Annotated in this window: 11 protein-coding genes; 4 read left to right on the forward strand and 7 right to left on the reverse strand. The window is 44.3% G+C overall.

Features of this window, described 5'->3' with window-relative positions:
- The first annotated feature begins 294 nt into the window (after positions 1-294).
- Entirely contained in the window at positions 295-1,677 is a 1,383-nt protein-coding gene (locus F890_RS12370) for a WS/DGAT/MGAT family O-acyltransferase (RefSeq protein WP_005267147.1), read from the forward strand.
- 208 nt (positions 1,678-1,885) lie between these two features.
- Here the strand turns inward: F890_RS12370 and F890_RS18835 are convergent, their stop codons facing one another.
- The 6 genes from F890_RS18835 to F890_RS12395 form a co-directional block, all read right to left on the reverse strand.
- Positions 1,886-2,059, reverse strand: coding sequence for a PA1571 family protein (locus tag F890_RS18835; RefSeq protein WP_004646222.1), 174 nt, complete (start codon positions 2,057-2,059; stop codon positions 1,886-1,888).
- Between the two features lie 132 nt (positions 2,060-2,191).
- Entirely contained in the window at positions 2,192-3,646 is a 1,455-nt protein-coding gene (gene rng, locus F890_RS12375) for a ribonuclease G (protein ID WP_004646221.1), read from the reverse strand.
- A 38-nt stretch (positions 3,647-3,684) separates the two neighbouring features.
- Positions 3,685-4,251 (reverse strand): Maf-like protein, encoded by a 567-nt coding sequence (locus F890_RS12380; RefSeq protein ID WP_005267151.1) that lies wholly within the window; start codon positions 4,249-4,251, stop codon positions 3,685-3,687.
- On the reverse strand, positions 4,239-4,730 hold the full coding sequence (gene mreD, locus F890_RS12385; protein WP_005267153.1) for a rod shape-determining protein MreD: 492 nt from the start codon (positions 4,728-4,730) through the stop codon (positions 4,239-4,241). Before mreD ends, F890_RS12380 begins: the two co-directional genes overlap by 13 nt.
- On the reverse strand, positions 4,717-5,574 hold the full coding sequence (gene mreC, locus F890_RS12390; protein WP_004279362.1) for a rod shape-determining protein MreC: 858 nt from the start codon (positions 5,572-5,574) through the stop codon (positions 4,717-4,719). The genes mreD and mreC overlap by 14 nt, the downstream gene beginning before the upstream one ends.
- 16 nt (positions 5,575-5,590) lie before the next feature.
- A complete protein-coding gene (locus F890_RS12395) occupies positions 5,591-6,637 on the reverse strand; it encodes a rod shape-determining protein (RefSeq protein ID WP_004279360.1) in 1,047 nt (348 codons plus the stop codon).
- Positions 6,638-6,769: 132 nt separating this feature from the next.
- On the opposite strand from F890_RS12395, the gene gatC reads away from it, so the two are divergent.
- The 3 genes from gatC to gatB are packed head-to-tail and all read left to right on the forward strand — an operon-like array spanning position 6,770 to position 10,096.
- Complete coding sequence (gene gatC, locus F890_RS12400; protein ID WP_004279359.1) at positions 6,770-7,084, forward strand: Asp-tRNA(Asn)/Glu-tRNA(Gln) amidotransferase subunit GatC; 315 nt, start codon at positions 6,770-6,772, stop codon at positions 7,082-7,084.
- A 52-nt stretch (positions 7,085-7,136) separates the two neighbouring features.
- Positions 7,137-8,615 (forward strand): Asp-tRNA(Asn)/Glu-tRNA(Gln) amidotransferase subunit GatA, encoded by a 1,479-nt coding sequence (gene gatA, locus F890_RS12405; protein WP_005267162.1) that lies wholly within the window; start codon positions 7,137-7,139, stop codon positions 8,613-8,615.
- Positions 8,615-10,096: an Asp-tRNA(Asn)/Glu-tRNA(Gln) amidotransferase subunit GatB gene (gatB, locus tag F890_RS12410; RefSeq protein ID WP_005267163.1), complete on the forward strand. Its 1,482-nt coding sequence runs from the start codon at positions 8,615-8,617 to the stop codon at positions 10,094-10,096. The genes gatA and gatB overlap by 1 nt, the downstream gene beginning before the upstream one ends.
- 684 nt (positions 10,097-10,780) lie before the next feature.
- On the opposite strand, the gene sbmA is transcribed toward gatB, so the two are convergent.
- Positions 10,781-11,974: a peptide antibiotic transporter SbmA gene (gene sbmA, locus F890_RS12415; RefSeq protein ID WP_005267165.1), complete on the reverse strand. Its 1,194-nt coding sequence runs from the start codon at positions 11,972-11,974 to the stop codon at positions 10,781-10,783.
- Between the last annotated feature and the right edge of the window lie 44 nt (positions 11,975-12,018).

Raw genomic sequence — 12,018 nt, forward strand, 5'->3', positions numbered from 1 at the left:
ATTATGGCTGCTATAGTGGCTTATTGCTTAAATCCAAATAAGCCAACTTTCCAAAACTTGCTAAAAAGCTAAAATATTTCATCGAACTCAGGTTATTTTAAAACTAAAATTTTCACATTTCATAAACTTAGGAAGATATTTTGTTCTTGTCAATAGCCACTTTTTCACAGTTGAGGCAAGATAAAGCAGTTCATTTATATGCTAAAAAAGATATACTTTAAAAACTAAAGTAATAATTCTAACAAGGCCTTTTAACAAAAAAGCCATAGAGAATGCAGTGAGGCAATCCACGCTATGCGTCCATTACATCCAATTGATTTTATTTTCTTAACTTTAGAGAAACGGCAGCAGCCTATGCATGTAGGTGGACTATTTTTATTCCAAATTCCCGACAATGCGCCAGCTTCCTTTATTCAGGATCTAGTCACGGATATCCAAAATTCGAAATGCTCCCCTATCCCACCTTTTAACAATTATTTAAACGGCCTGTTTTGGGATGAAGACCAGGAATTTGATTTAGATCATCATTTTCGTCATATCGCCCTGCCAAAACCGGGCCGTATCCGTGAATTGCTGACCTATATTTCTCAAGAACATAGTGCCCTGATTGATCGTGCAAAACCTTTATGGACCTGTCATATCATTGAAGGTATTGAAGGTAACCGTTTTGCCATGTATTTCAAAATTCACCATGCCATGGTGGATGGAATTGCCGGCATGCGTCTGGTCGAAAAATCACTTTCATTTGACCCCCATGCCAAGAGTATTGTACCGCCGTGGTGTGTAGAAGGGCCACGTGCCAAACGCCTGAAAGCACCTAAAGTTAACAGGTTTAAGAATGTCCTGCAGACCATTAAGGGGCAACTGGAATGTGCGCCACGAGTTGCTTATGAACTGTCGCAAACTGTCATGAAGGATATGGGACGTAATCCCGATTATGTGTCCAGCTTCCAGGCACCAAGCAGTATTCTGAATCAACGCGTCAGTGCTTCACGTCGCTTTGCAGCACAGTCTTTCGAGTTTTCACGCTTACGTCATATTTCCAAGGCATTGGGCGTGACCATTAATGATATTGTCTTGGCCATTTGTTCAGGTGCATTACGTGAATATTTATTATCGCAAAATGCCTTACCGAAAAAACCGTTAATTGCCATGGTTCCAGCTTCGGTTCGCAGTGATGACTCGGATGTATCCAACCGTGTTACCATGATTCTAGCCAATCTGGGTACGCATAAAGAAGATCCACTGGAACGTCTCAAGATCGTACGCCGCAGTGTGTTGAGTGCCAAAGAGCGCTTTAAACGCATGAATGCCAATCAAATCTTAAACTATAGTGCCTTTGTTTATGGCGCAGCAGGTCTCAATATTGCCTCCGGTTTAATGCCAACACGTCAGGCGTTTAACGTCATTATTTCCAATGTACCTGGACCACAAGAGCCCCTTTACTGGAATGGTGCACGTCTTGAAGCACTTTATCCGGCTTCTATCGTACTGGATGGTCAGGCCTTGAATATCACCATGACCAGCTATTTAGATAAACTGGAAGTCGGCTTGACCGCATGTCGTAATGCCCTGCCGAAAATGCAGAATTTGCTGACACATCTGGAAGAAGAAATTCAACGTTTTGAACTTATTGTAGATGGCGAACCTGTCCCAAAGTTACGGGCGGTAAGCTAGCCGCGGATGAATAAATAAGACAGATGGATTGTCAAAGGTGTTGATCATTTTTGCCAGTCTCTGAGCACAGAATAAAGGGACCGATCTGGTCCCTTTTCTTTATTTTTGAAATCTTTTTAAATTATTTTAGAATTTTTGGAAGACTTCTCGATTTTAATCATCTATCCAAATCATTTTTTGACAAGTTAAAAACAATGCACAAATATAATCAGCTTTTAATAGTACGGCACTGTTGTAATAATTGATGGCAGACGTTACGGATCATGCTCGCGGTAATCTGAACTTCATTACCGCGCTCATCAACGATATATCCCGCATGTACAGTCTTTGGTTCTAATACGTGTTTTAGGCCTTTATGGATTACTGCTTTACTCATACTCATCACACACTCCTTTTGCTAAGCCTGAAACTGGGAGAAACGGCTTTGGCTAATTCATGCATCTAGTATTGTAAATAAAGGCCCGGTTGTAAAATTTCAGATGTAACAAGTGTTTAACGATATTCTGTTACAATTTCAGCTGAGAATGATATCGTATTGCTCTTGCGTATACAGATTTTCCACCTGGAACTTAATCACGCGATTAATGAAATGTTCTAGATCAGCGACTGCAGGCGCTTCTGCTGTTAATAGACGATCAATAACAGCCGGATGCGCAACGACAGTAAAGCCACTCTGTGACTCATAAGCACGAGCATAACGCAGAATCTCCCTGAATATTTCGTAACATACTGACTCGGCTGTTTTGACATAACCGCGTCCTTGACAGGTCGGACAAGACTCGCACAGCAGATGTTCCAGCGACTCACGGGTGCGTTTCCGGGTCATTTCCACCAAGCCCAGTTCTGATACCTGAGTAATCTTGGTCTTGGCGTGGTCACGTTCTAACATGCGCTCAAACTGTTTCATCACTTCTTCACGATGCTGCGCTTCCTGCATATCAATGAAGTCGATGATAATAATGCCGCCCAGATTACGCAGCCGTAACTGACGCGCGATAACATCCGTCGCTTCCATATTGGTTTTAAAAACCGTATCTTCCAGCGAACGTCCACCAACATAAGAACCGGTATTGACATCAATTGTGGCCATGGCTTCCGTCTGGTCAATCATCAGATAGCCGCCGGACTTCAATGCGACACGAGTTTGCAATGCCTTTTGCAGGTCTTCTTCGACATTATACAAGTCAAAAATTGGCCGTTCACCCGGATAATGCAGCAAACGGTCTTTCATGTTCGGAACAAATTCTTCGACAAATTCCTGCAACTTGGCATGAATTTCACGTGAATCTACGTAAATTTTGGCAGTTTCTTCATTGGCCAGATCACGAATCACCCGCTGCGGTAAAGGCAATTCTTCAAAGATCAAAGACGGTACTGCAATAATCTTTTGCTTGCGCTGGATATATTCCCAAAGCTTGGCCAGATAAGCCATATCCTGTGCAATGGCTTCTTCTTCAATCCCTTCTGCCGCAGTACGTACAATCACTGAACCTGGCAGCTTATGTTCTGCCTGAATCCGCTCAATGATCGAACGCAAGCGATTACGCTCTTCCTCGGATTCAATCCGTTGCGATACCCCGATATGATTACCATATGGCATCAAGACTAAATAACGCGAAGGAATCGACAGATCGGTAGACAGGCGTGCACCTTTAGTACCGAGCATATCTTTCATCACCTGAACCGTGAGGACTTGTCCCGGTTGAAGTAGCTCAAAGACATTCGGGGTTGGCTGATTGCGAGGCCAGACCATATCATTGATATGTAAAAACGCAGTACGAGAAAGTCCGATATCCACGAAAGCAGCCTGCATGCCGGGTAAGACCCGCACCACTTTTCCTTTATAGACATTCCCTACCAGGCCACGCTTGGCCGTACGCTCGACAAACAGTTCATTGACCGTGCCGTTTTCAATTAACGCGACCCGACATTCCATCGGCGTGACGTTAATCAACAACTCGTCAGACATAACTACACTCAAAACATTATAAGAATTCTTTTCAGCAGTTAATTTAGTGCCTTAACCGTCTGTAATAACTGTACTGTCTCATATAAAGGCAAGCCAACCACATTGGAATAACTGCCCTGTATTTTTGGAATATAACGTGCTGCAATTCCTTGAATTGCATAAGCCCCTGCTTTACCCAGTGGCTCACCTGTCGCCCAGTAACTTTCCATATCTGCAGCGCTCAGGATTTGAAATTCGACCTGTGTGCATACCACTATACTGTATTTTTCATGCTTTGTACGAACACAGACACCGCTATATACATCATGCCACCGACCGGAGATTTTTGTCCACATTTCAATCGCATGTTGTTTGGATTCAGGTTTGCCCAAAATCTCCTGATCCACCCCCAAACTGGTGTCCGCAGCAATAATAATTGCATCAGGATAAAGCTCTGCCACGGCATCGGCTTTGGCACGTGCCAGACGTTCAACATAGGCTGCGACCGACTCGCCTGCTTGTACAGATTCGTCGATCTCGGGACTGTAAATATCGAAGCTCAGCCCGAGTTGTTGCAATAACTCGCGGCGCTGGGGTGAGCTCGAAGCAAGAATTATACGCGCCATTTTTTGAGCATATAATAAATAGCAGGCCAAACCAGAATACTGGTCAGCATCGGAATCCAGTGCCTTGCATAAGAAAATTGCACGCCAGCCACAATCTGGGAAAAAAAGATCATTAGCAGATGCGCGACAATCGCCAGCCCCATAATCACCCAGAGATTATTAAAGGTCAGGATACGGCGCTCACGGGTTAGAAAGCGGGCTAAAAAGGCAATAATGATAAAGCTCAGCGCATTCAAACCCAAAGGTGCATCCAGCAGCAGATCAATAAAAATACCGGTACCAAAGGCAAACCAGATCCCACACCAGGTCGGCTGGCACAGCACCCAGAAAAGCATGATCATCAGCATAAACAGCGGACGCCACCCCGAGAGATTATAGGAAAGTGGATAGACCATTAAAATAGAAGCCACAATCACCGAAATGACAATAGCCATTAAAGGATCACGATGCTTTCTGGATTTCATCTTAGCGATTGACATGCGGTTGCTCCATCGCTAATGAATCGGAAAATAACACCACCACATGATGTCCACCAGCCAGTTGGGCTGCAGGCGTGACATCAATCTGGGCAAATTCACCGGAATTATGCCGTTGTACTTTAGACACCTGCCCCACCAGATAACCTGCCGGGAAATGTTGTCCCAAGCCCGAACTATAGACTTTTTCACCGACCTTGATATTGGCACTGGTCGGTACATATTCCATTTTTAAACGTCCCAGATCGCCCGTGCCTGAAACAATGGCACGCATCCCGGTATGTTCCAGGCGCACTGACAGTGAATGTTCTTTATCAGACAACAGCATGACCCGACTACTATGCGGATAGACATTGATAATCTGCCCCATGATACCCTTGTCATCCAGTACGGTTTGCCCGACTTTCAGCTCGTTATTCGAACCCCGGTTGATCACGATAATATGCCGTAATGGATCGGCATCGGTACCAATCACTTCGGCAATTTCAATACGTCCATCAATGATCAGTGGCGTGTCCAATAGACCGCGCAAACGGGTATTTTCAGCAGAAAGTTCAGAGATTTTTTGTAAGCGTACCTGTGCCTGTAGCAACTCGGCCTGCATCGCGGTATTTTCCCGGCGCAACTGAGCTTCAGACTTGGTTTGTTGATTCAACCACTCTCGCGACAATACCGGATAACTGGCCACCGCATAAATAGGATTATAAGCAGCGTACAGGACATCCCTTGCAGGTTGAACAACATGCGGCATGCGCCAATCAAAGAAAAGCACCACCAGGCATGTCACCAATGCAATGATAAAAGAGCGAAAAGATGGCGGTTGTCGAGAAAACAGATGTGCTTGCACCCGCCGAATCCTTTTCTTAGCCTACGAATAACATGTCATGATTTGGGTTGTCGAAAAATTCGAGTACCTTGCCGCCACCACGAGTCACACATGATAGTGGATCTTCTGCCACTACCACTGGCAGGCCAGTTTCTTTGGCAAGCAGCTTGTCCAGGTTACGTAGCAATGCACCACCACCAGTTAACACGATACCGCGTTCAGCGATGTCCGAAGAAAGCTCAGGAGGTGTGTGTTCTAGCGCAGATTTCACAGCAGACACGATGTTTTGCAATGGATCAGAAATCGCTTGGGTGACTTCGTCAGAATTAACCACGATTGCGCGAGGCACACCTTCTGCGAGGTTACGGCCACGAACTTCAATTTCAAGCGGTTTAGCACCTTCATCTGGCAACGCCATACCCACTTCTTTTTTGATCACTTCAGCAGTGGTTTCGCCGATCACACAGCCATGCGCTTTACGCACATAGTTAATGATCTGCTCATCAAAGACATCACCGCCAATCCGTAAAGAGTCTGCATAAACACAACCTTGTAGGGAAATGATTGCAATTTCAGTGGTACCCCCACCTACATCGACCACCATCGAACCACAAGCCTGCTCAACTGGCATACCTGCACCAATCGCTGCTGCCATTGGCTCTTCGATTAAACGTACATCACGTGCGCCCGCATTAAACACGGCTTCACGAATGGCACGGCGCTCAACCAGAGTCGATTTACATGGCACGCAAACCACGACACGCGGTGCCGGAGTAAATAAACGGTTTTCATGTACTTTGCGAATGAACTGATTCAGCATGGTCTCAGTGACTTCAAAATCCGCAATCACACCGTCTTTCATAGGACGGATCGCTGAGATATTGGCTGGGGTACGACCTAGCATTTGCTTCGCTTCAAGACCGACTGCCGCAACAATTTTATGTGAACCACTATGACGGATGGCTACAACCGTTGGTTCATTTAATATAATGCCTCGTCCTGGCGCATAAATAAGTGTATTTGCTGTACCTAAATCAATGGCAAGATCGGGCGAAAACAAGCCTATTAGTCGTTTTAGAATCACGGGGACGTTCTCAGTTAAACTTTATATGGACGCAAGGTCGCCACTTTAACTAAATGTGATGATTTGGACAAGTCAATCGCTTATCATAACGCATGATAATTTGAATTTTTTTAATACTGATTAGGTAATATTATGTCTACATCGGATGCACAGCATTCTGCAGATTTAAGTGCAGAAACAGTTTCAGCTATTGCCAACCTTGCAAGGTTATCTCTCAATGATACGCAATCTGCTGAATATGCTCAAAGTTTAAATAAAATTTTAGGCATGATGGAAACCCTGAAAGGCATCAATACCGACGGTGTTGAACCACTGAAAAGCCCTTTCGACCACCCACAGCCTTTACGTGAAGATGTCGTGTCGGAAAGCAATCATCGTGAGGAATACCAAGCAGTTGCACCTGCTGTACAGGACGGTTTGTATCTCGTCCCACGCGTGATTGAGTAATTATTACCCAGTTCATTCTTTTTATTAAATTAAACGTAAAGAATTATTTCTCATGACAGATTTACACCGCTTATCCATTCGTGAACTGACTGAAGGTTTGGCAAATGCTCAATTTTCATCCCGCGAATTGACTCAACACTATTTAAAGCGCATCGAAAAAATTGATGCACAGGTCAAAGCTTATGTGACCGTGACTGCTGAACAGGCATTAGCTCAAGCTGATGCTGCCGATGCTGCAATCAAAGCTGGCAATGCCACTGCCCTGACTGGCGTGCCCATTGCACATAAAGATATTTTCTGTACCCAAGGCATTAAAACCACAGCCGGTTCTAAAATGCTGGACAATTTTATCTCTCCTTACGACGCGACCGTTGTAGCGAAAGGTAAAGCTGCGGGCTTAGTCACACTTGGTAAAGTGAACATGGACGAATTCGCCATGGGTTCTACTTCCGAGTCTTCTTATTTTGGCTCGACCAAAAACCCTTGGGCACTGGATCACGTTCCGGGCGGTTCTTCAGGTGGTTCTGCTGCAGTTGTTGCTGCTGATCTGGCACCATTTGCAACCGGTACGGATACCGGTGGTTCAATCCGTCAGCCGGCTTCTTTTTGTGGTCTGACTGGTCTGAAACCAACTTATGGCCGTGTATCACGTTTTGGTATGATCGCGTATGCATCATCTTTAGACCAAGGCGGCCCGATGGCACGTTCGGCTGAAGACTGTGCTTATCTGATGAATGTCATGGCGGGTCATGATGCCAAAGATTCAACCTCAATGGACAAAGATGTTGATGACTATGTTGCCAACCTGAACGGGACTTCTGTAAAAGGTCTGCGTATCGGTATTCCTAAACAGTACTTCAATGTTGAAGGTCTGGATGCGGACGTTAAAGCACGCGTTGAAGAATCACTAAAAAAACTGGAAGAAATGGGCGCAATTCTGGTTGAGATTGATCTCAACATGACAGAAGCTTATGTTCCAACTTACTATCTGATCGCACCTGCTGAAGCATCCTCTAACTTACAACGCTTTGACGGTGTCCGTTATGGCTACCGCTGTGAAAATCCTGTGGACCTGATGGACCTGTACAAGCGTTCACGTTCAGAAGGTTTTGGTGCAGAAGTGCAACGCCGTATCCTGATTGGTACGTATGCCCTGTCTGCAGGTTATTACGATGCTTACTATGTAAAAGCACAGAAAGTACGTCGCCTGATCCAGCAAGATTTCCTTAAAGCATTTGAATCGGTCGATGTCATTGCAGCACCTTCTGCGCCAACGACTGCCTATAAAATTGGTGCAGATTTAACGCCAGTTGAAATGTACCTGGGCGATATTTATACGCTTGCGGTAAATCTGGCAGGTCTTCCTGCGATTAACGCGCCTGTCGGTTTTGACCAAAATAACTTGCCAGTTGGCTTACAGCTGATTGGTAATTACTGGTCAGAATCTCAATTGTTGTCTGTGGTACACCAGTATCAACAGGCCACCGATTGGCATACAAAACGCGCTGCAATTGCTGAGGAGAACGCATAATGGCTCAAGCTCAAAAATCGGCTAAACCAAAATCCAACCTGATTGATGGTTGGGAAGTCGTTATTGGTATCGAGATTCACACTCAGCTTGCCACCAATACCAAAATTTTTTCAGGTTCATCGACTGTTTTCGGTAATGATCCAAACACGCAAGCCAGCCTGGTTGATTTGGCTATGCCGGGCGTATTACCGGTATTAAACAAAGAAGTGGTTGATCTTGCGATTCGCTTTGGTTTGGGCATCGATGCTTACATCGATCAGGCGTCTGTATTTGCGCGTAAAAACTACTTCTATCCGGACTCTCCAAAAGGCTATCAGATCAGCCAGATGGACAACCCGATTGTGGGCTTGGGTCATATCGACATCCAGCTTGAAGATGGCACGGTTAAACGCATTGGCGTAACCCGTGCGCATCTCGAAGAAGATGCGGGTAAATCGATTCATGATCAGTTCGAAGGTATGTCAGGCATCGACTTGAACCGTGCTGGTACGCCGCTGCTTGAAATCGTTTCTGAACCGGATATGCGTTCGGTTGAAGAAGCGGTTGCTTATATCAAGGCAATTCACACTTTAGTGCGCTGGTTAGGTATTTCTGACGGCAACATGGCAGAAGGTTCATTCCGTGCTGACTGTAACGTGTCACTACGTCGTCCGGGACAGCCATTCGGTACACGTTGTGAACTTAAAAACCTGAACTCATTCCGTTTCATTGAACAAGCGATTAATGTTGAAATTGAACGTCAAATGGAAATCTTGGAATGGGATGGTACGATTGACCAAGAAACACGTTTGTTCGACCCTGTGAAGATGGAAACGCGTTCAATGCGTTCTAAGGAAGAAGCTAACGACTACCGTTACTTCCCTGATCCAGACTTGTTGCCTGTGATTATTTCTGATGCGCAAATTGAAGCCATTAAAGCGACTATGCCTGAGCTTCCTGCTGCACGTCGTGCGCGTTTCGTAGCGGACTTTGGTGTGACTGAGTATGATGCTCATGTGCTTACATTGACTCGTGAAATGTCAGAATTTTATGAAGCTGTAGTTGCTGCGGCTGGTGGCGCGGCACAAGGTAAAGTGTCTGCAAACTGGGTGATGGGCGAATTCTCTGGTGCTTTAAACAAAGCAAGCTTAGATTTGGCGGACTCTCCTGTTTCTGCGGAAAAACTTGGCGGTATGATCGCGCGTATTGTGGACAACACAATTAACGGTAAGATCGCGAAGCAAGTATTCGGCTTTATGTGGGACGAAGGCAAATCTGCGGATGAAATTATTGCTGAAAAAGGCTTGAAACAGGAAACTGATACAGGCGCGATTGAAGCAATTATTAAAGAAGTTCTTGCTGCCAATGAGAAGATGGTTGAAGAGTATAAATCTGGTAAAGAGAAAGCTTTCAACGGTCTTGTTGGTCAAGTGATGAAAGCTGCGAAAGGCAAAGCCAACCCTGCTCAAGTGAATGAATTAATGAAGAAATTGATTGGTTGATCTGATCAACTTTGAAAAAGGAAACCCGCTTTAGAGCGGGTTTTTATTTAAGCGAAATCCTAGGTTAAAAGCTATTCCTAATTCAAATGAAAGTAAAATCATGAGTGCCATCACTATATTATTTGTCTTCAATAAGTATTCTGTATAGGATAACGTGATTTTTTCAGCCTCAACTTTGCTGATTATGCCAAGCTTCATGTGATAAAAATTGACACAAGTATCATTTTTAAATCAGTTCAAATAATAAACAATTCCATTCAGGACTCAAGAAAAAGATAGAAAAAACACATAAAAAACCGAAGAAGGCGGTGAGTCCTTCTCCGGCGGCTTATTCAGGGAACGCTACAGACCTTTATTATAATGGGTAATAAATTTACCTTTTATCCGCTATAACATTGCCTGAACAAGATCAGCATAAGAATAATTTCCTCAACGTACATTTGTTATTTTTATACGTCAAACCATCGGAAATTAAACGCCATCTTGGCTGGCCCTTAGGATTTTAGACAAGAAAAAAATATCTGAATACCCCAATATTGGGAGGTTCTGACACGATTTACCCAAGTCATCTGACCAACGGTCAGATCGATATTTTCCATTGGATTTTGTAAATTAACTCGCCCTAAAAAAAGCCAAACCTAAAACTGTTTGGCTGATAAAGCAGGATAATAATATGAGAAAAAATTAATCAATATGTGATTCAAATGCTTTTAAGCGTTTATAGATCGACATCAGTTCAATAATCGTCGGCCAAGACAGAATCAGATACTGGAAAGATTCCCGCACTTTGCCAAATACATTCAGGATTTGCATCATCAAACCAAGAGTAATTGCCCCTGCTGCAATACTTGGAAACAGAATAAATAATCCGTAAATATTGTCTAACTGCAAGTACCAGATCCGAACCATGTTGAAATAAGCATAGTGAAAATACAACCGGAAATAATTCCAGCGTACCCGGCTAAACAGTTCTTGTAATGTCAGCGGATGTGCGCGATCAGCATAGTCTTCGCCATAGACCAGCTCTTTACGATAGGCTGCCTCAACTTTCTGGTTATTGAACTCCAGTCCGGGCAATTTCATTCCCACGACCATTAAAATGACCGTACCCAATACCGCCCAGCCGATCGAGGCCCACATTAAAGCATGCGGTATTTCCCCTACAATCGGTAAAACTTTCACATGACTAGAGAGCTGATATAAGATCGGCAGGAATGCCATCAGCAACATCAGCGCTTCGATCAAGGAAACACTTAACTGCTCCGTGGTTTTGGCAAAGCGCATGGTATCTTCCTGGATACGTTGTGATGCACCTTCAATATGACGTAACTGCTCCCAATGTGCGGTGTAATAATCATTCATCGCGGTACGCCAGCGGAAGACATAATGGCTGACAAAAAACAGGTTAAATACCGCTAAAGTGACATAAACCATCGCAATATAAATAAAGGTTAATGCGCCTTGATACAGCAATGAAACATCCCCACCACCCTTAGTGAGCATTTGTTGAATCTGATCATAAAACGGGCTATACCATTCGTTTAATACGACATTGACCTGTACCCCGAACCAGATATTAAACAGAATAAATGCCGAGCCCCAGACCGACCAGCGCTGCCATCGGTGTCTGGCTTTCCATTGCCAGAACAGCGCAAATATCGTAGTTGCAATGAAATACCAGAGATAGAACCAGATGAATTGAGCTGACCAGAAACGCCCGATACCGATTGTAAGCTTTTCATCAGAATAACCTTCAGGAAAACCCAGATAGGTTCCCCATCCTGATCCGCCACTATGCCAAAGCACAAGATTAATGATAAACCACAAAATCAGGCTGCTAAAAAACCAGACGGGTTGCGGGAAAAATGACTTAAACATGCCGACCCAGTTCTCCTTATGTCTCTTGGTCATCCAAATGACGC

The sequence above is a fragment of the Acinetobacter sp. CIP 64.7 genome (genome assembly GCF_000369745.1).
In the GTDB taxonomy this organism is placed as follows: Bacteria; Pseudomonadota; Gammaproteobacteria; order Pseudomonadales; family Moraxellaceae; genus Acinetobacter; species Acinetobacter fasciculus.